The sequence below is a fragment of the Rathayibacter caricis DSM 15933 genome (assembly GCF_003044275.1).
In the GTDB taxonomy this organism is placed as follows: Bacteria; Actinomycetota; Actinomycetes; order Actinomycetales; family Microbacteriaceae; genus Rathayibacter; species Rathayibacter caricis.
Genome location: NZ_PZPL01000001.1, coordinates 1,154,277 through 1,175,057, shown reverse-complemented (window position 1 = coordinate 1,175,057; position 20,781 = coordinate 1,154,277). Strand labels below are relative to the sequence as shown.

The following is a 20,781-nucleotide window of genomic DNA, read 5'->3' as shown; positions in this document are numbered from 1 at the left end:
GCCCTCAGGACCCGGTTCGCGTCCGGTCGGCTCGGACGTCGGCCTCCGCGGGACGTCCGTGTCGCGGTCGTTCCGGATCGCGTCCGGATCCACGGCCTCGCACCTCAGCCGTGCGCCCCCGAGCCGACGTCGGGTGCGGTCAGCGGACGCTCGGCCAGCGCGATCGCCTGCTCCCGGCTGAGGCTGCCGGGGAAGTTCAGCTCAGTGAAGCGCCCCGTCGGATCGTCCCTCGACGTGGGCATCACGACTCCGCTCCCGTGGAGGAACTCGAGGATCGCCTCCTGCGTCCGCCCGGTCGTCACGCGACCGAGGGAATCGCGGAGCTCGAGCAGCACGGTGTGGCCGGGCGCGTGCAGCTCGATCACCACCCGCTTCGACCGGCTGCCGAGGAAGAGCCGCTTCGCCGAGGTGAAGTCGGCGAACGGAGTGACCCGCGATCGGACCCGGACCGTGCGCGCGGCGAGGTCGGCGTGGGGGGTGGGGTGCCTGACGGCCATGAGCACCGCCATCACGCCGAACAGGATCACGGAGAGGGCCACGAGGACGCCGAGCCTCAGGGCGAGCGAGATGCCGTCGATGAGCATTCCGGAGAGGTTCCATGCGGGGATCGCGAGCACGAGCATCCCGATCAGGATGCTCTCGCTCGGCGTCTTCGCCCGCGTGAACCAGTTCCACTGCACGAGTGGGACCTCCCGTGACGACCGCGTGCCGCGCATCCGCCCGCCTCTCCCCCGCTCCGACCCACCCTACGGACCCGGATCCCGCTGGACACGTCGGTCTCGATACGCCGCTGCGCGGCTACTCGACCACCGGAAGGGAGCGGCACCCCAGCTGCTGATCGAGTAGCCCTCGCAGAGGGCGTATCGAGATCCACCACCGCCCGGAGCCGAGCGCTTCGAGACGCCGCCCCGCGGCTACTCGATCGGCGAGGCAGCAGGCGCCGCGCGGTAGCGCCGGTTCCGCACCGCGAGGATCGTGCCTCCGATGACCGCCGCGAGGAGCGAGCCCGCGAGCACGCCGACCTTCACGTGGTCGTCGGACTCGCTGCCGGCGCCGAACGAGAGCTCGCCCACGAGCAGCGACACCGTGAATCCGATGCCCGCGACGAACGCCATGCCGAGCATGTCGATCCAGCGGAGTGACGGATCGAGCGAGATCCCGCGGAAGCGGGTCAGCAGGAACGTGCTGCCGACGATGCCGATCGGCTTGCCCAGCACGAGGCCGGCGATGATGCCGAGCGCGATGGTGTCCTGGAACGACTCCGCCAGGCCCGCGAGACCGCCGACCGTCACTCCGGCCGAGAAGAACGCGAACACGGGCACCGCGAACGAGGTCGACAGCACGCTCCAGCGGTCGGCGAAGTGCGCGGCGAGGCCGTCGTAGATCGGCTTCCCGGCCGCGTCGGTCCCGACCTGCACGCGGGCCCGCTTCGTCGCGACGACCGGCACCATGAAGCCCAGCAGCACTCCGGCGACCGTCGCGTGCACTCCCGACGCGTGCACGAGCGCCCACGTCGCGACTCCGAGCGGGATCAGCACCCACCACGCGCGCACGCCGCGCTGCACGCAGACGGCGAAGACGGCGAGCGGGATCAGCGCGAGGCCGAGCATCAGCGCGTCGATCCCCGCCGTGTAGAACACGGCGATGATCGTGATCGCGATGAGGTCGTCGACCACCGCGAGGGTCAGGAGGAACGTCCGCAGCGCCGGCGGGAGGAACCTGCCGACGACCGCGATCACCGCGACCGCGAACGCGATGTCGGTGGCGGCCGGGATCGCCCAGCCGTCGAGTGCCGCTCCCCCGCGCTGCAGGTTCACGGCGACGAAGATCAGGGCCGGAGTGACGACGCCGCCGACCGCCGCGACGATCGGCACGAGCGCGGTGCGGGGGTTCCGCAGCGAGCCGGCGACGAACTCCTCCTTGAGCTCCAGACCGACGACGAAGAAGAAGATCGCGAGCAGGCCGTCGGCCGCCCACGAGCCGACGCTGAGGTTCAGGTGCAGCGCCTCGGGTCCGAACCGGAAGTCGCGCACCGCCTCGTAGAGCGAGGACGCGGGGCTGTTCGCGATGATCAGCGCGAGCAGCGTGGCGGTGAGGAGGAAGGCACCGCCGACGGTGTCCTTCTGCAGGGTCTGGCGGAGCCCCCGCCAGAGGGAGTGCGGCGCCTGGTCAGCGGGCAGGTCGTGGTGAGCCATGGGTCGTCCGTTCGGAGTGGTGGCGAGCGCGGGAGCGCGGCCGCTGTCTCCGGAGGAGGGGCGGTCGCGGTCTAGGCGCGCGGCGGCGGGCAGCCGGCGATCTCGCCGTGTGCGTTCGTGCCCCACGAGCTCAGCCATCCGTTGGTCCCCGAGGCGCGCTTGGTCAGCAGCAGCCGGTTCGGGAACGCGGCCGCCGCGCGGGCGCGGGCGCGGGACGGGGAGGACATCGGATCGACTCTACCGAGCACGACCGAGCGCCCGCCCCCTTCTGCAGGGGACGGGCACTCGGACGGATCGGGGCTACTCCTCGACGACGATGGTGGTGATGACCGGGTTCCGGCGGTGACGGCGGGTCAGCCAGCGGCCGAGCGTCCGGGTGATCAGCTTCTCGAGCGCCTCGCGGTCGGTCGGCGATCCGGCGGCCTGCAGCACGGCGTCGTCGATCGCCTTGCTCGCGTTGGCCTGCCAGCCCGGCTCCTCCACGAAGCCGCGGGTGAAGAACTCGACGGGCTCGCCGAGCGTGCCGCGGTCGAGGTCGGCGATGGCGAGCACGGTGATCGCGCCCTCCTCGGCGAGCACGCGGCGGTCGATCATGGCGTCCTCGGTGGCGACGCCCATCGTGGTGCCGTCGACCAGGATGTGGTCGGCGTCGATGCGTCCGCTCATGCGGGCGCGGCCCTTGACGAGGTCGATCGAGACGCCGTCCTCGATGACGAAGACGTTCTTCTCGTCGATCCCGGTGCGAGTCGCGATCGCGGCGTTCGCCGTGAGGTGGCGCCACTCGCCGTGCACGGGCAGCACGTGCGTCGGGCGGAGGATGTTGTAGCAGTAGGCGAGCTCGCCGGCGCTCGCGTGTCCCGAGACGTGCACCTTGGCGTTGCCCTTGTGCACGACGGTGGCACCCCAGCGCGTGAACGCGTTGATGATGCGGTAGATCGCGTTCTCGTTGCCGGGGATCAGCGAGCTGGCCAGCAGCACGGTGTCGCCGGGTCCGATGTCGATGATGTGGTCCTTGTTGGCCATGCGCGAGAGCGCCGCCATCGGCTCGCCCTGCGAACCGGTGCAGATCATCACGATCTCGGTCGCGGGCAGCTTCTCGAGCACCTTCATGTCGACGACGAGGCCGGCCGGGATCTTGAGGTAGCCGAGCTCGGCGGCGATGCCCATGTTGCGGACCATCGAGCGGCCGACGAACGCGACCTTGCGGCCGTGGCGGTGCGCGGCGTCCAGGACCTGCTGGATGCGGTGCACGTGGCTCGCGAAGCTCGACACGACGATGCGGCGCGGGGCGGTGCGGAACACCTGGTCGATCGCGGGGGCGAGGTCGCCCTCCGAGATCGCGAAGCCGGGGACGTCGGCGTTGGTGGAGTCGACGAGGAAGAGGTCGACGCCCTCGTCGCCCAGGCGCGCGAAGCCGGGGAGGTCGGTGGTGCGGCCGTCGAGCGGGAACTGGTCCATCTTGAAGTCGCCCGTGTGCAGCACGAGGCCGGCCTCGGTGCGGATCGCGACGGCGAGGCCGTCCGGGATCGAGTGGTTCACAGCGAGGAACTCGAGGTCGAACACGCCGGCGTCGACGCGGTCGCCCTCCTTCACCGGGCGGGTGCGCGGGGTGATCCGGTGCTCCTGCAGCTTCGCCGAGATGAGCGCGAGCGTGAAGGTCGACGCGATGATCGGGATGTCGGCCCGCTCCTTGAGCAGGTACGGCACGCCGCCGATGTGGTCCTCGTGGCCGTGGGTGAGCACGATGGCCTCGATGTCCTTCAGGCGCGAGCGGATCGCGGCGAAGTCGGGGAGGATCACGTCGATGCCGGGCTGGTTCTCCTCGGGGAAGAGGACGCCGCAGTCGACGATGAGCAGCTTGCCCTTGTGCTCGAAGACGGTCATGTTGCGGCCGATCTCGCCGAGACCACCCAGAGGGGTGATGCGCAGACCGCCCTTCTCGAGCGGCTTCGGAGCCGCCAGTTCGAGGTGGTGGCGGGCGGGCTTGGCTGTGCGGGCGTTTCGCATGGGTGCTTTCCGGTAGGAGGGGCCGGCGTCGTGCCGGGATGTGCGTGGCATGGGGGCGCACCGGGCCGGCCGGTGCTGCTGCGACCAGCGCTCCGGCTCTGCGGAACGGTGTCGCCTCGGCCGCGTGGGCAGCCGAGGACCTCCGCGACGGCGGAGGAGGAGACGGCGGCGCGGGCGTGGCGCGCGCCGGGGTCCGGATCAGACTACCGCTGCCCTCCGCCGGTCCGCTCGGCGCGTGCCGGCGCGTGGCGGGCGGGGTGCGCGGCCGATCGCCCGCAGAAGCAAGGCTGGGCGCGCCGAACGAGCCTCTTCTCTCGGAATCGGGGCGCTCAGCCTCAGTTCTGAGGGTCTCTCCGTTCGCAACCGAGGAGCGGAGGGGCGCCAGGCCCCCGGACGAGGCCCGCAGCCGCTCCCGACCTCGGTTCCGTACGCTTCAGCCGAGCCGCTTCGCGAAGCAGAGGCTCTCGGGCTCGTCGCCCCAGTAGCCGAAGCCCGGGATCGGCTCGTAGCCCGAGCTCTCGTAGAGGGCCACGGCCTCGGGCTGCTGCGTGCCCGTGACCAGGCGCAGCAGCTCGACGCCGTGACGCGCCGCGAGCTCCTCGACCCCCGCGAGCAGGAGCCGGCTGAAGCCGCGCCCCCGCGCCTGCTCGATCACGTACATCCGCTTGATCTCGCCGACCTCGCCCTCCGCGGCGAGCGCCACGCAGCCCACGACCTCGCCCTCGACGCGGAGGAGGAGCGTCGGGGTCTCGGGTACCGGCCGCGGCCCGGGGTCGTCGCCGCCGTAGCGCCGCATGATCTCGGCCTCCTGCAGGACGAACAGCGTCAGCGCCACGGCGTCGGCGGCCGTGGTCTCGGTCAGGCGGGGCTCCTCGGGCACCCTCCGATGGTACGGGCGGGGCACTCCGTCGAGGCGTCGCGTTCCCGTCGAGACGTCCAGGAGCGACGGGACGCCTCGACGGCAGCAGGACGCCTCGCCCGCACCGCCCGGTGGCACACTTCGGAGGGTGACCGACGAGGACGAGCTCCGCGAGCTGCAGCGCCGCGCCTACGGGCGCCGGCCCGACCTCGAGCCGCGGGAGCTCGCCCGGCTGCGGACCCTCGAGTCGGGCGGCCCGCTCCTCGCCGAGGAGCCGGACTCCGCACCGCGCCCTCGGATCAGCCGCGCGCTCGCCCTGCTCTGGGCGGCGTCGCTGGTCGTCGCCGTGGCGGCCGGCGTCGGCGCGACCCTCTGGGCGACGACCGCCCCCGACCGCGAGGTCGCATCCCTGCCGCTGACCCCCGCCGAGGACCTGCCGCGCTTCGGCGGCGCCGAGAGCACCCTCGCGTCCGCACCGTTCCACGGCCTCCGCCTGGTGAAGCGGCCCAGCGGCGACGACGGCGGCGCGTGCCTCTCGGTGGTGCTCGCCGCGTCGGGCGAGAGCGTGATCGTGTCCAGCGGATGCAGCGCCCGCTCGTTCCCCGCGACCGCGCAGCTCACCGTCTCGTCCTCGCTGCCCGAGGAGCTGCGGGAGGAGTTCGGCGAGGGGAGCGGCCTCCGGTTCGTCCTCGAGGGCGAGACGGTGCACGTGCGCGCCGACCGCTGACGTCAACCCCGGGGCGTCGTCCAGGTCGTCTCTGATCGGATGGACGGGACCGCCACCTGGAAAGGACACCTGATCCATGACCGACGTCTCCTCCCAGCCGCCCGCCGAGGGCGATGACCGGAAGATCCTGACCAACCGTCAGGGCCACCCCGTCTACGACAACCAGAACCAGCGCACGGTCGGGGCCCGCGGCCCGGCCACACTCGAGAACTACCAGTTCCTCGAGAAGATCAGCCACTTCGATCGCGAGCGGATCCCCGAGCGGGTGGTGCACGCCCGTGGCGCCGTCGCCTTCGGCTACTTCGAGGCGACCGGCACCTGGGGCGACGAGCCGATCTCGCGGTACACCCGCGCGAAGCTGTTCCAGGAGGCGGGGAAGCGCACCGATGTCGCGATCCGCTTCTCGACCGTGATCGGCGGCCGCGACTCGTCCGAGGCCGCGCGCGACCCCCGCGGCTTCGCGGTGAAGTTCTACACCGAGGACGGCAACTGGGACCTCGTGGGCAACAACCTCGGCGTCTTCTTCATCCGCGACGCCATCAAGTTCCCCGACGTGATCCACTCGCTCAAGCCCGACCCGGTCACGTTCCGGCAGGAGCCCGGCCGCATCTTCGACTTCATGTCGCAGACGCCGGAGTCGATGCACATGCTGGTCAACCTGTTCAGCCCCCGCGGCATCCCGGCCGACTACCGCCACCAGCAGGGCTTCGGAGTGAACACCTACAAGTGGGTGAACGCCGCCGGCGACACGAAGCTGGTCAAGTACCACTGGATCCCCTCCGTGGGCGTCAGCAGCATGACCGAGGCCGACGCCGCCGTCGTGCAGGGCGGCGACCTCGGCCACGCGTCGAAGGACCTCTACGAGGCCATCGAGCGCGGCGAGTACCCCGAGTGGGAGCTGCGCGTGCAGCTGATGGACGACCACGACCACCCCGAGCTCGACTTCGATCCGCTCGACGACACGAAGGTCTGGCCCGAGAACGAGTTCCCGCCGAAGACGGTCGGGCGCATGGTCCTGAACCGCAACGTCACCAACCACTTCGCCGAGAACGAGCAGCTCTCGTTCGGCACCGGCGTGCTGGTCGACGGCCTCGACTTCTCGGACGACAAGATGCTGGTCGGGCGCACGTTCTCCTACTCCGACACCCAGCGGTACCGGGTGGGCCCGAACTACCTGCAGCTGCCGGTGAACGCGCCGAAGAACGTGCACGTCGCGACCAACCAGCGCGACGGGCAGATGGCGTTCCACCAGGATCACGGCGGCGAGAACCCGCACGTGAACTACGAGCCCTCGATCACCGGCGGGCTGCGCGAGGCGCAGTACCCGACCCACGACGACCAGGGCCCCGAGATCACCGGTCGCCTCACGCGCAAGCGGATCCCGCGCACGAACGACTACATGCAGGCCGGCCAGCGCTACCTGCTGATGGAGGAGTGGGAGCGCGACGACCTGGTCGCGAACTTCGTCGACCTGATCGCGCAGGCCGCGCGCCCCGTGCAGGAGCGGATGCTGTGGCACTTCTACCTCGTGGAGGACGACCTCGGCCGCCGGGTCGGCGAGGGCCTCGGCATCACGCTGGACGAGGTGAAGGACCTGCCTCCGCTGCAGTCTCAGACCCTGTCCGAGGACGAGCTCGCGCGTCTGGCGAACCTCGGCCGCAACGGCTCGCGGGACGTCGAGGGCCTCGTCATGACGCACACCGTCCCGAACGCGCGCGCGAACACGGTCGCGAAGCACGTGCAGGAGGAGCAGGCGTAGCTCCTGCGGGCCGGGGGGAGCGATCCCTCCGGCCCTTCTCTTTGCGAGGATGGGCGGATGTCCTCCCGCCGCCCCGATGCCACCGCCGTCGAGCTGATCGGCGGCGTCGAGCCGCTCGAGGTCGCGCTGCACGAGTACGACGAGAGCTGGCCCGCGCACTTCGAGGAGCATCGACGGCGGATCCTCGAGGCGCTGCCGGGCGTCGGGGTCGAGCACATCGGATCGACGTCCGTCCCCGGACTCGCGGCCAAGCCGATCATCGACATCGTCGTGATCGTCGACGACATCACGGCCGAGGAGGAGTACCTCGACGCGCTCCTGGCCGCCGGGTACCTGCTGCGCGTGCGGGAGCCGGGCCACCGCCTCGTGCGGACCCCCGCGCGGGACGTGCACGTGCACGTCTACGAGCGGGGCGCCGCCGCGATCGACGCGTACCTGCAGCTGCGCGACCGCCTCCGCTCGGACCCCGCCGACCGGGCGCTCTACGAGAGCGTCAAGCGCGACCTGCTGCGCCGCCGCTGGGACGACATGAACGCGTACTCGGACGCGAAGACCGACGTGATCCTCGCGATCCGGGAGCGGGCGGCCCGCTGAGCCGTCGGCCTCGGTCGAGACGTCCTCGGACCGTCGAGACGTCCTGCGGCAGCGGGCGGTCTCGACGGCTCGAGGACGCCTCGTCGAGGACGCCTGCGAGCCGGCCCGTCAGTGCGGCGACCCGAGCGACTCCGCCGGGAGCAGGGCCGTCTCTGCGGTGCAGCCGAGCTCGCCCGGCTGCAGCCGGACCGGCGCGACGACGACGCGGGTGACCACTCCGTCCTCGCGCTTGACGAGCACGCAGTCCTCGGCGCGGCCCATCGCCACTCCGACATCGCTCCCCCGCACGACCGCCGTCGGCGGCGCCGCGACCTCCCGCACCCCCGTCGGGGCGGCCAGTCGCTCGGTGATCGCAGCGACGACCGCGTCCGCCGGTCCCGGATCCTCGGGCAGCCCGGCGAGCACCTCCGTCGCCGCCTCCTCGGCGTTCGGAGCGGGCACGACGATCTCGCGGGTGTCCGGCGGCGGAGCGACGCCCGGGGTCGACGCGTCGCACTCGACGTCCTCCACCCCGGTCGTCGTGCCGAGGACCGTCTCGCCGTCGTCGCTGTGGCGGCCGTAGTAGCCGTACTCGATGCGGAAGCAGTAGGCCTCTCCGTCAGCGCCGGTGATGCGCGTCGTGAGCGCGCCGAACGGGTCGATCAGCTCGGGGGCCTCGAGGGACTCGATCGCGATCAGGTCGGCGCCCGCCGCGACGGCCTCGCGCGCGACCTCGTCGATGTCGTCGGGCCGGTCGGCGCCGATGCCGTCGGCGAGCGCGGCCGCCGACTCCCGAGCGGCCGTCTCGGCGGACTCGGCGGAGGCTTCGGGCGAGCCGTCGAGGTTCACAGCGCAGCCGGCGAGAAGGGCGACGGCAGCGAGGAGCGGGAGGGTGCGGAACCCGCGCGTCACGATCGCCCTTCCCTGGAGGCACTGCACCGGCGAGCCCGGTCGCGGGCTGCCCCGGACGCCGAGGCGATCGACGGCGTCACCGGAGGAGCCGACCGACGACACGCGTCTCGGGTCGGGCGGGCCCGTGCCGGGGCGCCTCGTTGAGCGTGTCCCCTCCCCCGATGCGGTTGCTGCGCTCCGTCAGCGCGACGTGAGCGAGGTGCTCGTCCGCCGTCCAGCAGAACAGCCGTCCTTTGTGGTCCTTGTTCCGAGAGAGGATCCCGGCGGCGGACAGCTGGGCCAGGGCTCCGTGCGCGGCGACGGACGAGACGCCGTGATTCCGGGCGGCGGTCTCCGCCGTCAGAACCGGATCGATCGCGAGTCGGTCCAGTATCCGGAGCACGACAGCGTCCTTCCGCGGGCGGGCGGGCGAAAGACCGGCCTCAGCTCGATAGGCGACCAGGCGCTCGAGGACGGCGGAGTCCAGTCTCTCGATGGCCTCGGAGAGGGCGACCGCGTTCGAGGCGGCCACCTCCGTCGCCCGCGCGAATCCGATCACCCAGTCGTCCACCTCGCCGGCTCGGAACGCGGTCAGGCCGGCGATGTACTCGTCCTTGTCGCCGGCGAACACCGTCGAGATGGGCACGAGGACGTTGCGCAGGGCGTCACTGCGTTTCAGCACCGTGTGGATGAGCGCACGACCGGTGCGTCCGTTGCCGTCGATGAACGGATGGATGGTCTCGAACTGGGCGTGGGCGAGCGCGGCTCGGACGACGGGGTTGCCCTCGGTCGCCGTCACGAAGGCGGCCAGGTCCTCGACGAGCCGTCGCACCTCGGACTCCGGCGGCGGCACGAAATCAGCTCGCAGGGGGGACCACCCGGTGCCGCCCACCCAGTTCTGCTCCTCACGGACGCCGTACGGGAGCGACGGTTCGATGGTGTGCTGCAGCGCCTCGATGTCCGCGAGCGTGATGCGGCGTTCACGATCGGCCAGTCCGGCGATGGCGGTCTCCGTCGCCCGGACGTTCGCGATCACATCGAGTGCGACCTTCTTCCCCTGCTGGAGCACCTCGGCGATCGCGAGCTTCTTCGGAGTGACGCGATTCCCCTCGATCCACGAGGACGAGATGCTCTCGGAGCGGATCAGGAGATGGTTGAGAGAGCTGCCTCTGGCGCCGATGCGCTCGTCGGCCCGAGCCAGCACCGTCAGAGCGTCCTCCGCCGCACCGGCTGCCTCTCGGCCCAGCGGAGGCAGCGCGAGTCCGAGCTCGTCGGGCACGAGAGCGCGGTAGACGCCGGGGCTGCGGTCTCGACGAGTGAGCCCCGCGGTCTCGCGCGGGTTCCACTCACGGTCGACGTGGTGCACGGGGACCTCCCAAGTGCGGGGCTGATGTGTAGCCAAGGTTAGCGCCTCTAACCTTTACGCTCAGCGCCTGCGCTCAACGTTGTCGCGCCTCACCGGACGGGTCAGCAGAGCCTCGGGCGAACCCTTCGCCACGTCACCGGTCCCACATCGGAGGCTCATAGACCCGATCGCCAGAGTCGGGTGCGCAGCCGACGTCCGAGGAGGACCCCATGACCCGCATCCCCGAGCCCGACCTCACCCCGCAGGGGCCCGCCTACCAGGGGCGGCGTCTCGACCGGCCGCACGAGGAGGTCGTCGACCAGGGGCTGCTCTTCGACGTCGGCACGCTGTTCAGTCGTCGGCGGGTGCTGTCGCTGATCGGAGTCGGGGCGGCGACGGTGGGGCTCGCGGCGTGCACGACCGACGCGAGCGGCAGCACGGGCACGTCGTCCGCGAGCGGATCCTCCGGCACCGCCTCCTCCGGAACCGCCTCGACAGCGACCGGCGAGATCCCCAACGAGACCGCCGGACCGTATCCCGGCGACGGATCCAACGGGGTCGACGTGCTCGAGAACGCCGGAGTCGTCCGCAGCGACATCCGCTCGAGCATCGACGGCGGAGCGACCGCCGCGGGCGTGCCGATGACGCTGACCCTCACGATCCTCGACACCGCGAACGGCGACGTGCCGTTCGCCGGTGCGGCCGTCTACGTCTGGCACTGCGACGCGGGCGGGAACTACTCGATGTACTCCTCCGGGGTCGAGGACGTGACCTACCTGCGCGGGGTCCAGGTCGCCGACGCGAACGGAGCGGTGACGTTCACCTCGGTCTTCCCCGCCTGCTACTCCGGCCGCTGGCCGCACATCCACTTCGAGGTCTACCCCGACGCCGCCTCGATCACCGACGCGGCGAACGCGATCGCGACCTCGCAGGTCGCCCTCCCCGAGGACGCCTGCGCCGCCGTCTACGCGCTCGACGAGTACAGCGGATCGACGGAGAACCTCGCGCGGGTCTCGCTCGCCGACGACAACGTCTTCGGCGACGACGGAGGCGTGCTGCAGCTCGGCACGACGTCCGGCGACGTCGCGACGGGCTACTCCGTGGCGCTCACCGCCCGCGTCGACACGACGACGACTCCGACCGCGGGAGCGGCTCCCGGCGGCGGTGCGGGCGCTCCGCCCAGCCGCTGACCGCTGCAGACCGCGATTCACCCCCGGCGCGGATCTCCCACCGGGGGCGGATGCCCGGCACCCGTCGCGCGGCTACCGTCGGAAGCCGGGGGTCCCCATGATCGACGACGCTGTCCCGCGCGACCTGCTGTTCATCGGCGCGCTGTTCGGGCTCGCCGCCTTCGTCTGGGCGGGCTGGGCGCACGAGCGGCCGCCGAAGGGCGCGATTCCGCGGGTGGTGCTCGTCGCTATCCAGGTGGCGGGGCTCGCCCTCCTCGGGACCGCCCTCCCGCCGCTCGTGCGGAACTGGGGGTCGCCGTCGGCCCTCGTCCCGGGCACACCGGCCTTCGTCTGGTACGTCGTCGTCGCCTGGATCGAGGTCGTCGCGATCGTCGTGCTCTCGATCCGGTTCGTGCGCGCGAAGCGGGCGGAGCTCATCGCCGCCGCGGCCATGATCGTCGTCGGCGTCCACTTCCTGCCGCTCGGGTTCGTGCTCGGTCAGCCGATCCTGTTCGTCGCCGCGGCCCTCCTGACCGCGATCGGTGCGGTCTCGGTCCTCCCTCGCCGCACCCTCGCCGCTCCGAGCTTCTGGTGCGGAGCGCTGGGCGGCCCGGTGCTCCTCGCCCTGGGTGCGATCTCGCTCGTCGCGGGCCTCGGCGCGGTCTGACCGCGCGTCGGCGCGGGGGTCCCGGCGACAGGGCCGGCGTGCCCGCCCCCTTCCTCGTGCCGGAGCCGTCGGAGCAGCCGATCGACCGGCACGGCGCGCGCACGCCGAGCACCCCGTAGCGTCGTCCGCATGAGCTACGTCCGCCCCGCCGTCGAGCAGCCGGTCTTCACCGACGAGAACGGGGCGGTGATCCCCTACGGCAGCCGGTGGGAGGGATCGCCTCCGGACGAGGCCTACTCGGTCGTCGCGCACGCGGAGCGCTTCCGTCCGCTGCACGTCGTCGCCGACGCCCTGATCGCCCACCTCGTCGAGGAGTACGCCGCGACCGCGTCGGACGATCCGGCGGCCGCCGCCGGCGACGGGGTCGAGATCGGCCGGGAGGCGCGGGCCGTGCGCGTGGTCCCGGCCTCACCGGAGGCCTCCCCGTTGACGTTCGTCTTCACCGACTTCCCCGGCGTCCTCGTCCACGCCGGGGAGTTCCAGCGCGCCGCCCTCCCCGTCTGCGGGTGCGACGCCTGCGACGACGAGTGGACGCGCGTCGCCGACGAGCTCGAGGGCTATGTGCTCGGCGTGGTCGCCGGCGGCCTGTCCGAGAGCGTCGTGTCGGGCGGACCGTCCGAGAGCGTCGTCGACGGCGAGGAGCTCCGGATCGGCTCCCACCTCGTGCGCGCAGACGACTCCGGCGAGTCGAGCGGGTGGAGCGTCGCCGAGCCGGACCTGCTCGCCGATCTCGAGGAGCGCGGGATCTCGGCACCCTGGTCCCGCGACTGGGTGGCCTGGCCGCGACGCCGGGACGCCTGACGGGACCTGTCGGGCCCGCCTCGCGCGGCGTACCCTGCCGCCATGGCACTGCGACTGCGACAGATCGTGCTCGACACGCAGGACGCGCGAGGTCTCGCGTCCTTCTACGCCGCCCTCCTCGGCGGCCGCTACCGGCCCGGCGACGAGCCGCCGGCCGACGGCTCCGACGACCGCGCGGAGTGGGTCGCGCTGCGCACGCCCGAGGGGGTGCGGCTCGCGTTCCAGCGCGTCGACCGGCTGCAGCGCGCGACGTGGCCCGAGGGCGAGCACCCGCAGCAGCTGCACCTCGACCTGATGGTGGCGGACGCCGCCGAGCTGGAGGAGCAGCGCGAGCGCGCCGTGGCGCTGGGCGCCGAGGTGATCGACGACCAGAGCGACGACACGGAGGGACCGCTGTACGTCTTCGCGGATCCGTCCGGTCATCCGTTCTGCATCTTCGTCGCGGAGGACCTCGACGCGCTCGTCGACTGGTGATCGCCCGTGCGAGGCGCGGGCGCGTCCTGTAAAAGTTATCGTCGCTCTCCGGTGGGCGTGATAAATTTATCGCGTGCGATCCGCCCTCAGTAACCCCTTCCAACCCGGCTCGGACGTCGTACCCGATGTCTGGGCGGGACGGGTCGAGCAGTTGAGCGACTGGCGGGACGTCGTCCGCCCGCGCCGCGCCGCCGGTCTGTACGAGACCGGCCGCACCATCCTCGGCGAGCCCGGAACGGGCAAGTCCAGTCTGGTCCGCCGCATCGCCCGGAGCGCGGCGGACGCCGGCGACTGGGTCACGCCGCAACTGCGGATGCCGTCGGGCGCCGACCCGCTGCGGCTCGTGGCCTCCGCGGTGCTCCGACTGGCCGAGCGGGCGGGGCTGGGCACCTCCACACGGCAGCGGGTCGTCGAGCTCCTGGCGCGCGTGGAGCAGGTCGCCGTCGCCGGGCTCTCCCTCACCGTGCGCGGCGGGACGGGCCAGGAACCCTTCACCGCCCTGTCCGAACTGCTGGTCGAGCTCGGCGAGGCGGCGATCGAGCAGGACGCCGTCGTGATGATCCACATCGACGAGGTGCAGAACATCACCGACGAGGCCGCGCTGTCGCAGCTGCTCATCGCACTGGGCGACGTGCTGGCGCACGAGGTGGAGGCGATCGCTCCCGGTGGGGCGCGGATACCGCGGTTCCTCCCCGTCACCGTCTACCTGACCGGGCTGCCGGACTTCGAGGACATGGCCGGCGCGAGGAAGGGCGCCACCTTCGCCCGGCGATTCCGCACCACGACGCTCACCGCCCTCGACGAGCGGGATCTGCTCGAAGCGCTCCAGCCGTTCGTCCTCGAGGGATGGCGGACCACGACCGCCGAGGGCCGCGCCGAGACCGTCACCATGAGCGCCGACGCGGCGACGGCGATCACCGCGCTCTGCTGCGGCGAGCCGTTCCTCTTCCAGCTCGCCGGGCAGCGCGCCTGGAACGCGGCGACGACGGCGGTGATCTCCCAGGACGACGTCGTGTCCGGCTGGCGCGGCGCCGAGCGCGAGGCCTCGGCCCACGTCGAACGCATCCTGAACCGCCTCCCGACGCGAGAGCGCGAGTTCGTCGAGGCGATGGCAGCACTGCCGCCTGCCGAGCGGACACTGACGAGCATCGCCGAGCGGATGGGCCTGGCATCGGCGACGCAGGTCGGACCGTTCTCGCAACGACTCGACACCGTGCGGGGCATCATCGACCGCGGGAAGCCCTACTCGTTCCGCAACCGCGCCGTGGAGGCCTCTCTCACGAGCGACTGGCCCCGCGTGTAGCGGTGTTCCCGGCCTGCATCCGGGGCCCGGGCCGAACGACGTCGACCACCGGCCACTGCTCGAGAGAGCGTCCTCAGCGTCTCCACCGGGGCGCGCGAGGCCCCGAGCGCCCCGGTGCCCGAAATCCCTACGGAATCCTCACGGGTGATTTCCCGGATCGGTCATCGCCGATCACCCGCGGGGCGTAGAAACGGGAGGTGACCTCCTCTCCGGCGCGCGCCGCCGCCACTCCCACTCCTCCCCCGCCCGTGAAGCGCCGCGCCCTCCGCGCCTGGATGCTCACCGGCCTGTCCGAGGAGTCCGGCGCGCACCAGGGCCCGCACGCGACCACGGTCGAGAAGACGCACTCGTGGTGGCGCGTCATGTGCCTCACGGGCGTCGACTACTTCTCGACGCTCGGCTACCAGCCCGCGATCGCCGCGGTCGCCGCGGGGCTCCTCTCTCCGCTCGCCACGATCGTGCTCGTGCTGCTCACGCTGTTCGGCGCACTGCCCGTCTACCGCCGCGTCGCGCGCGAGAGCTTCCGCGGCGAGGGCTCGATCGCGATGCTCGAGCGGCTGCTGCCCTGGTGGGGCGGCAAACTCTTCGTGCTGGTGCTGCTCGGATTCGCGGCCACCGACTTCATGATCACCATCACCCTCTCGGCGGCCGACGCCACGGCGCACGCCGTCGAGAACCCGTTCGCCCCCGCCTGGTTCGAGGGGGCGGAGGTGCCGCTGACCCTCGGACTCGTGGCGCTGCTCGGGCTCGTGTTCCTCAAGGGGTTCAAGGAGGCGATCGGCATCGCGGTCGTCCTCGTGGCCGTGTTCCTCCTCCTGAACCTGGTGGTGATCGCGGTGTCGTTCGGGCACGTGGTCGAGAACCCGGTCGTGATCACCGACTGGTGGAGCGCGCTGACGACGCAGCACGGGAATCCGCTGGTCATGGTCGGGATCGCGCTCATCGTGTTCCCGAAGCTCGCGCTCGGGCTCTCGGGGTTCGAGACCGGAGTCGCGGTGATGCCGCAGATCACCGGCGCGCCCGGCGACACCCCCGGGGACCCGGCGGGGCGGATCCGCGGGGCGAAGCGCCTGCTGCTGACCGCGGCGATCATCATGTCGAGCTTCCTGATCACGTCGAGCATCGTGACGACGCTGCTGATCCCGCAGGCGCAGTTCCAGCCCGGAGGCGAGGCGAGCGGGCGCGCGCTCGCCTACCTCGCGCACGAGTACCTGGGCGACGGCTTCGGCACCGTCTACGACATCAGCACCATCTGCATCCTCTGGTTCGCGGGCGCGTCGGCCATGGCGGGGCTGCTGAACATCGTGCCGCGGTACCTGCCGCGCTACGGCATGGCTCCGCAGTGGGCCGCCGCCGTGCGGCCGCTGGTGCTCGTGTTCACCGCGATCGCGTTCCTCATCACGATCCTCTTCGAGGCCGACGTCAACGCGCAGGGCGGGGCCTACGCGACGGGCGTGCTCGTGCTGATCACCTCGGCGTCCGTCGCCGTGTTCCTCTCGGCGCGCCGGCAGCGGCAGCGCAAGCGCACCGTCGGCTTCGCGCTGATCGCGCTCGTCTTCGTCTACACGACGGTCGTCAACGTGATCGAGCGGCCCGACGGGGTGAGGATCGCGGCGGTCTTCATCGTCGGCATCGTCGTCGTCTCCTTGATCTCGCGGGTGCAGCGGTCGTTCCAGCTGCGCGCCACCTCCGTCGTGCTCGACGACCAGGCGCTGGCCTTCGTCCGCTCCGACGCCGACGACTACGGAGTGATCCGCATCGTCTCGCACGAACCCGACGAGGACTCGGAGCAGGAGTACCGCACGAAGCTCAGCGAGGAGCGTCGCGACAGCAACATCCCGGCCCGCTCGCCCGTGCTGTTCCTCGAGGTGCACCGCGCCGACTCGTCCAACTTCGAGGAGGACCTGGAGGTGCGCGGAGTCGTGCGGCACGGCTTCCGCGTGCTGCAGGTGAGCAGCGGCAACGTGCCGAACACGCTGGCCGCGGTGCTGCTCGAGATCCGCTCCGAGACGGGGGTGATCCCCGAGATCTACTTCGAGTGGACGGAGGGGAGTCCGCTGTCGAACATGTTCCGCTTCCTGATCACGGGCGCGGGCGAGGTGGCGCCGGTGACGCGCGAGGTGCTGCGTCGCGCGGAGCCGGATCCGGGGCGCCGGCCGGCGGTGCACGTGGGGTGACGCGGGGTGGGCGGCTCCGGGTGTGGCGCCTCCTCGGTTCTCCAGATGTTGCGGGAAGCGCGAGCGGTTACCGCAACTAGTGAGGAACCACCGCGGGGTGCTCGGCTCGCTCCTCCAATAGTTGCGGGAAGCGCGAGCGGTTACCGCAACTGTTGCGGAACCGCGGCGGGTCCGGGCGCAGAGCGTCGCTCCTCCGAAAGTTGCGGGAAGCGCGAGCCGTTACCGCAACTAGTGAGGAAGCGCGGCGGCGCGCGCGTCGCGGTCGAGCAGGTCGCGGAGGAACCGCGCGTCCGCGGTGTACTCCGCCGCCTCTCCGAGGAGGTGCGGCTTCCCGAGCTCCTCGGCCTTGCCGATCGACATCTCGGCGAGGTCGTGGAGGCGGACGACCGCCACGCGGACGACGTCCGCCCATGTCGCGTCCGAGCCGTACCGGCGCAGGAGCAGCTCGACCCGGCGACGAGCGTCGTCCATCCCGGGCGCTCCCTCCGGAGTCACGGCCGTCAGCGGGACGACGCGCGTCGCGAAGTAGGCGATGTCCCAGAGCCGCGGACCCGGCGAGCACATGTCGAAGTCGATCGCGCCGACGAGGGCGCCGTCGATGAACGCCAGGTTGTGCGGGGCGAAGTCGTTGTGGCAGATAACCTCAGCCGGAACCTTGGCCGGCGCCTGCCAGACGGCGCCGTCGATGCCGAAGCCGATGCTCGCGTCGTGCAGTGCGCGCAGCCGGCGCGCTCCCTCCTCGAGGACGGAGTCGCTCCACACCCAGGCGGGCAGCGGGTAGAGCGGCACCTCCCCCTCGACGAACGAGAGCCGCTCGCGCCCGCCCTCAACGCCGAGGGGCCGGGGCGCCCAGTCGATCCCGGCGACGGCCAGGTACCGGAGGTAGCGATGGACGGTCGGCGTCCACGGTCCGGCGTTCCGCAGGACGGTGTCCCCGCTGCGTTCGACGTCGTTCATGTTGCCGCCGGCGAGAGGTCCGTCCATCCGGCCAGCGTAAGCCGCGCGCTGCGGGTCACCGGGTGACCTCGCTCCTCCAGAAGTTGCGGGAAGCGCGAGCGATCGCCGCGACTACTGAGGAACCGCGGCGGGCGCGCGTCGCCGTCGGCTCAGCGGCGCGGTGGGACCGCGGTCACCAGCAGCAGCACGCCGGCCACCGCCTGGCAGACCGCGCCGATCAGCCCGAAGCCCGGAGGGTTGTCGGCCGAGAGGTAGCCGCCGTTGACCGCCGGGGTGAAGACGTAGTCGACGAGGATGCTCGAGCCCAGCACCGCCAGCAGCGCGAAGGCCGGCGGCACGATGCGCCCCTGCGCGCGCATCGAGAGCACGAGCACGGCGATCGAGAGCAGCAGCTCGGCGAACCAGACCCACAGCGGAGCGACCCACTCCGGCGTCGGCGCTTCGTACTGCAGGTACGCGCAGGCCCGGCTCTCGTACCCCTGCGACCAGCACGGCTGCCAGAACACGAGCGCGCCGACTCCCTGCACCGCGGCGTGGCCCAGCAGCAGGACGGCGCTCGCGAAGGCGACGAGCGCGAGGACGACGCTCGCCGTGCCGCGGGGTGCCGTCTCGGTGATCGCCATGCGGCGACGCTACGCGGGCGCGGTGAACGGCGGGGCGCGGGCGCGGGAACAGCGGAGGATCCGCGGCCCGGCCGTGAGCGATCAGCCGTCCGATCGCAGGGCGGCGACCCCGAGGGCGATCAGCGCCTGATCGGTGACGACCGCGACGACCTCGAAGCCGAGCGCGAGGAGTCGCTCCGCCCGCTCCGGATCGCCGGCGAACACACCTGCGCGCACACCGGAGCGACGGGCCGCCGCCACGATCGCGGGCAGCGGGTCGCCGGGTCCGTCGGCGGCGATCAGGTCGGGCAGCGCGACGCCGAGTGCGATCGCGAGATCGAACGGGCCCACGAAGACGCCCGCGACTCCCGGCAGCGCGAGGATCCCGTCGACCGCGTCGAGACCGGCGCGGGTCTCGATCATCACCCACAGCTCGCAGCGCGCCTCGGCGGGCGTCGGGGCGACCGCTCCCCACAGTCCCGCCATCGGACCCCAGCTGCGACGGCCGACCGGCGGGTAGTGCGCGGCCCCGACGGCCGCCTCCGCCTGCGCGACCGTCTCGACCATCGGCACGATCACCACGTCGGCACCGGCGTCGAGCGCCCGGCCGATCAGGGCGTCCGAGAGCTCGGCGACCCGCACGGCGACGGGCGGCCGCTCCTCGAGCACCGCCGCGGCCCGCAGCGTCGCGACGACCGCGGAGTCGTCGAACGCCCCGTGCTGCGCGTCGAGGGCCAGCCAGTCGACTCCGCTGCGCGCGATCTGCACCGCGGTCAGGGGCTCGCCGAGCTGGCACCACACGCCGTCGGCACGTCCGGCGGGGAGACCTCGCTGCGCACTCATGCCTCCGATCCTCGCGCACGAGAGCCGCCTCGGAGGGGCAGGCCGCTCTCGAGTCGGCGCGCGCACGATCCAGGTCCCGCTCGATCCGGCGCGTGCACGATTCGCAGGGGATCCGAGCGGGAACACGCTTCCCACCGCATCGCGACGCGCGGAGCGGCGCACATCCCCTGCACATCGCACAGGTCACTGCGGACCGACGCTCTCGCGAGGGGGCGGTGCCATTCGCAGGGGCTTCGAGCGGGAACGCGCTTCCCGCCGCAGTGCAACGTCCGGGAGGACGCACATCCCCTGCAAACCGGACAGACCCCCACCGGAGAAGCGCGTCCGACGCGCTCAGAGCGGCCGCGGTCGGTACGCCTCGAGCAGGGCGTCGAACAGCGCGTTCATCCGCTCGTCGACGACCCGGCGCGACGGATCGGCGTCGTACCACTCGACGATCTCGCGCGCGCCGTCGCTGAACCGCACCGCCGGCGAGAACGCGGGCACCAGGCTCCGCACCTTCGCGTTGTCGAAGACCATCGAGTGCGCCTTGTCGCCGAGGATCCCGGCGCCGAGCTCCGGATCGGCGCCGGCGATCGCGTCGGAGGCGACGTGCACGATCCGCGCCTCGGTCCCGGCCGCGGCGGCCAGGTCCTGGTGGATGCGGTCCCAGGTGGGCGTCTCGTCGCCGGTGATGTGGAACGCCTCGCCGATCGCCGCCGTGGCGCCGAACAGGCCGACGAGCCCGACGGCCACGTCGCTGCTGTGGGTCAGGGTCCAGAGCGAGGTGCCGTCGCCCGGGACGACCACCTCGAGGCCGCGCCGCATCCGGTCGATCACGGTCCAGCCTCCGTCGACCGGCAGCGCGGTGCGGTCGTAGGTGTGCGAGGGCCGCACGATCGTCACGGGGAAGCCGCTGCGGCGGTACTCGGCGACGAGGAGGTCCTCGCAGGCGATCTTGTCCTGCGAGTACGTCCAGAACGGGTTCCGCAGCGGAGTCGACTCGGTCACCGGCACGCGCGCCGGCGGCTTCTGGTAGGCCGAGGCCGAGCTGATGAAGACGTACTGGCCGGTGCGCCCGGCGAACAGGTCGATGTCCTGCTGCACGTGCTCGGGGGTGAACGCGGCGAACTCGACGACGACGTCGAAGTGCTCGTCGCCCAGGGCGTCGCGCATCGAGGCGGAGTCGCGGACATCGGCGGTCAGGGTCCGAACGCCCTCGGGGAGCGGCCGGATCGACGTCCGCCCCCGGTTGAGCACGGTCACGTCGTGCCCGACGGCGAGGGAGCGGCGGACGCCCTCCGCGCTGATGATGCCGGTTCCACCGATGAACAGCACGCTGAGCGACATGCTCGACCTTTCCGAGAGGGGAGGTGCGAGGTGCACCGGGCTCCATCCCCTCACATCCCGGGCGGAGGCGCCAGGGGGTGTCGGAGAGCGCGGTCACGGACAC

Annotated in this window: 20 protein-coding genes; 9 read left to right on the top strand and 11 right to left on the bottom strand. The window is 72.1% G+C overall.

Annotated elements, in window-relative coordinates; all coding sequences use genetic code 11:
- Positions 1–104: 104 nt before the first annotated feature.
- The 5 genes from C1I63_RS05470 to C1I63_RS05455 form a co-directional block, all read right to left on the bottom strand.
- The gene (locus tag C1I63_RS05470; protein WP_107574071.1) at positions 105–680 is read right to left on the bottom strand and encodes a hypothetical protein; all 576 of its coding nucleotides are present in this window, start codon (positions 678–680) and stop codon (positions 105–107) included.
- Positions 681–914: 234 nt separating this feature from the next.
- A complete protein-coding gene (gene nhaA, locus C1I63_RS05465) occupies positions 915–2,195 on the bottom strand; it encodes a Na+/H+ antiporter NhaA (protein ID WP_107574070.1) in 1,281 nt (426 codons plus the stop codon).
- Positions 2,196–2,266: 71 nt separating this feature from the next.
- Positions 2,267–2,422 carry a hypothetical protein gene (locus tag C1I63_RS19670; RefSeq protein ID WP_170116319.1) on the bottom strand — a complete coding sequence of 52 codons (156 nt, stop codon included), beginning with the start codon at positions 2,420–2,422 and terminating at the stop codon, positions 2,267–2,269.
- A gap of 73 nt (positions 2,423–2,495) precedes the next feature.
- Positions 2,496–4,202 carry a ribonuclease J gene (locus C1I63_RS05460; RefSeq protein ID WP_082480882.1) on the bottom strand — a complete coding sequence of 569 codons (1,707 nt, stop codon included), beginning with the start codon at positions 4,200–4,202 and terminating at the stop codon, positions 2,496–2,498.
- Between the two features lie 433 nt (positions 4,203–4,635).
- Positions 4,636–5,082, bottom strand: a complete 447-nt coding sequence (locus C1I63_RS05455; RefSeq protein WP_055784888.1) for a GNAT family N-acetyltransferase — start codon at positions 5,080–5,082, stop codon at positions 4,636–4,638.
- A gap of 127 nt (positions 5,083–5,209) precedes the next feature.
- On the opposite strand from C1I63_RS05455, the gene C1I63_RS05450 reads away from it, so the two are divergent.
- The 3 genes from C1I63_RS05450 to C1I63_RS05440 all read left to right on the top strand — a co-directional run bounded on the left by C1I63_RS05450 (position 5,210) and on the right by C1I63_RS05440 (position 8,141).
- Entirely contained in the window at positions 5,210–5,788 is a 579-nt protein-coding gene (locus tag C1I63_RS05450; protein ID WP_107574069.1) for a hypothetical protein, read from the top strand.
- 76 nt (positions 5,789–5,864) lie between these two features.
- On the top strand, positions 5,865–7,547 hold the full coding sequence (locus C1I63_RS05445) for a catalase (RefSeq protein ID WP_107574068.1): 1,683 nt from the start codon (positions 5,865–5,867) through the stop codon (positions 7,545–7,547).
- 57 nt (positions 7,548–7,604) lie between these two features.
- Positions 7,605–8,141, top strand: a complete 537-nt coding sequence (locus tag C1I63_RS05440) for a GrpB family protein (RefSeq protein WP_107574067.1) — start codon at positions 7,605–7,607, stop codon at positions 8,139–8,141.
- A gap of 108 nt (positions 8,142–8,249) precedes the next feature.
- On the opposite strand, the gene C1I63_RS05435 is transcribed toward C1I63_RS05440, so the two are convergent.
- Together C1I63_RS05435 and C1I63_RS05430 are read right to left on the bottom strand one after the other, a co-directional pair.
- On the bottom strand, positions 8,250–9,032 hold the full coding sequence (locus C1I63_RS05435) for a hypothetical protein (protein ID WP_146168372.1): 783 nt from the start codon (positions 9,030–9,032) through the stop codon (positions 8,250–8,252).
- A 76-nt stretch (positions 9,033–9,108) separates the two neighbouring features.
- A complete protein-coding gene (locus C1I63_RS05430) occupies positions 9,109–10,377 on the bottom strand; it encodes a Fic family protein (protein ID WP_107574065.1) in 1,269 nt (422 codons plus the stop codon).
- Positions 10,378–10,586: 209 nt separating this feature from the next.
- Between C1I63_RS05430 and C1I63_RS05425 the strand changes: the two genes are divergently transcribed.
- From C1I63_RS05425 to C1I63_RS05400, 6 genes are all read left to right on the top strand, one after another.
- Entirely contained in the window at positions 10,587–11,546 is a 960-nt protein-coding gene (locus C1I63_RS05425; protein WP_107574064.1) for an intradiol ring-cleavage dioxygenase, read from the top strand.
- A 97-nt stretch (positions 11,547–11,643) separates the two neighbouring features.
- On the top strand, positions 11,644–12,192 hold the full coding sequence (locus C1I63_RS05420; RefSeq protein WP_107574063.1) for a hypothetical protein: 549 nt from the start codon (positions 11,644–11,646) through the stop codon (positions 12,190–12,192).
- A gap of 129 nt (positions 12,193–12,321) precedes the next feature.
- Complete coding sequence (locus C1I63_RS05415; protein WP_107574062.1) at positions 12,322–12,993, top strand: DUF6226 family protein; 672 nt, start codon at positions 12,322–12,324, stop codon at positions 12,991–12,993.
- A gap of 42 nt (positions 12,994–13,035) precedes the next feature.
- Positions 13,036–13,467, top strand: coding sequence for a VOC family protein (locus tag C1I63_RS05410; protein ID WP_107574061.1), 432 nt, complete (start codon positions 13,036–13,038; stop codon positions 13,465–13,467).
- Positions 13,468–13,540: 73 nt separating this feature from the next.
- The gene (locus C1I63_RS05405; RefSeq protein ID WP_107574060.1) at positions 13,541–14,770 is read left to right on the top strand and encodes an AAA family ATPase; all 1,230 of its coding nucleotides are present in this window, start codon (positions 13,541–13,543) and stop codon (positions 14,768–14,770) included.
- A gap of 275 nt (positions 14,771–15,045) precedes the next feature.
- Entirely contained in the window at positions 15,046–16,947 is a 1,902-nt protein-coding gene (locus C1I63_RS05400; protein WP_107575739.1) for an APC family permease, read from the top strand.
- A 228-nt stretch (positions 16,948–17,175) separates the two neighbouring features.
- Here the strand turns inward: C1I63_RS05400 and C1I63_RS05395 are convergent, their stop codons facing one another.
- The 4 genes from C1I63_RS05395 to C1I63_RS05380 form a co-directional block, all read right to left on the bottom strand.
- Positions 17,176–17,931, bottom strand: a complete 756-nt coding sequence (locus C1I63_RS05395) for a phosphotransferase (RefSeq protein ID WP_107574059.1) — start codon at positions 17,929–17,931, stop codon at positions 17,176–17,178.
- Between the two features lie 122 nt (positions 17,932–18,053).
- Positions 18,054–18,527 (bottom strand): hypothetical protein, encoded by a 474-nt coding sequence (locus C1I63_RS05390; RefSeq protein WP_107574058.1) that lies wholly within the window; start codon positions 18,525–18,527, stop codon positions 18,054–18,056.
- A gap of 81 nt (positions 18,528–18,608) precedes the next feature.
- Complete coding sequence (locus C1I63_RS05385) at positions 18,609–19,349, bottom strand: HpcH/HpaI aldolase family protein (RefSeq protein ID WP_107574057.1); 741 nt, start codon at positions 19,347–19,349, stop codon at positions 18,609–18,611.
- A gap of 333 nt (positions 19,350–19,682) precedes the next feature.
- On the bottom strand, positions 19,683–20,678 hold the full coding sequence (locus C1I63_RS05380; protein ID WP_107574056.1) for an SDR family oxidoreductase: 996 nt from the start codon (positions 20,676–20,678) through the stop codon (positions 19,683–19,685).
- Positions 20,679–20,781: the final 103 nt, after the last annotated feature.

What these genes read in the sequence shown, in the direction of transcription:
- C1I63_RS05415 (WP_107574062.1), top strand. Translation starts at nt 12,322, where the DNA reads ATGAGCTACGTCCGCCCCGCCGTCGAGCAGCCGGTCTTCACCGACGAG.
- C1I63_RS05425 (WP_107574064.1), top strand. Translation starts at nt 10,587, where the DNA reads ATGACCCGCATCCCCGAGCCCGACCTCACCCCGCAGGGGCCCGCCTAC.
- C1I63_RS05385 (WP_107574057.1), bottom strand. Translation starts at nt 19,349, where the DNA reads ATGAGTGCGCAGCGAGGTCTCCCCGCCGGACGTGCCGACGGCGTGTGG.
- C1I63_RS05395 (WP_107574059.1), bottom strand. Translation starts at nt 17,931, where the DNA reads ATGGACGGACCTCTCGCCGGCGGCAACATGAACGACGTCGAACGCAGC.
- nhaA (WP_107574070.1), bottom strand. Translation starts at nt 2,195, where the DNA reads ATGGCTCACCACGACCTGCCCGCTGACCAGGCGCCGCACTCCCTCTGG.
- C1I63_RS05440 (WP_107574067.1), top strand. Translation starts at nt 7,605, where the DNA reads ATGTCCTCCCGCCGCCCCGATGCCACCGCCGTCGAGCTGATCGGCGGC.
- C1I63_RS05460 (WP_082480882.1), bottom strand. Translation starts at nt 4,202, where the DNA reads ATGCGAAACGCCCGCACAGCCAAGCCCGCCCGCCACCACCTCGAACTG.
- C1I63_RS05380 (WP_107574056.1), bottom strand. Translation starts at nt 20,678, where the DNA reads ATGTCGCTCAGCGTGCTGTTCATCGGTGGAACCGGCATCATCAGCGCG.
- C1I63_RS05400 (WP_107575739.1), top strand. Translation starts at nt 15,046, where the DNA reads ATGCTCACCGGCCTGTCCGAGGAGTCCGGCGCGCACCAGGGCCCGCAC.
- C1I63_RS05420 (WP_107574063.1), top strand. Translation starts at nt 11,644, where the DNA reads ATGATCGACGACGCTGTCCCGCGCGACCTGCTGTTCATCGGCGCGCTG.
- C1I63_RS05410 (WP_107574061.1), top strand. Translation starts at nt 13,036, where the DNA reads ATGGCACTGCGACTGCGACAGATCGTGCTCGACACGCAGGACGCGCGA.
- C1I63_RS05390 (WP_107574058.1), bottom strand. Translation starts at nt 18,527, where the DNA reads ATGGCGATCACCGAGACGGCACCCCGCGGCACGGCGAGCGTCGTCCTC.
- C1I63_RS05445 (WP_107574068.1), top strand. Translation starts at nt 5,865, where the DNA reads ATGACCGACGTCTCCTCCCAGCCGCCCGCCGAGGGCGATGACCGGAAG.
- C1I63_RS19670 (WP_170116319.1), bottom strand. Translation starts at nt 2,422, where the DNA reads ATGTCCTCCCCGTCCCGCGCCCGCGCCCGCGCGGCGGCCGCGTTCCCG.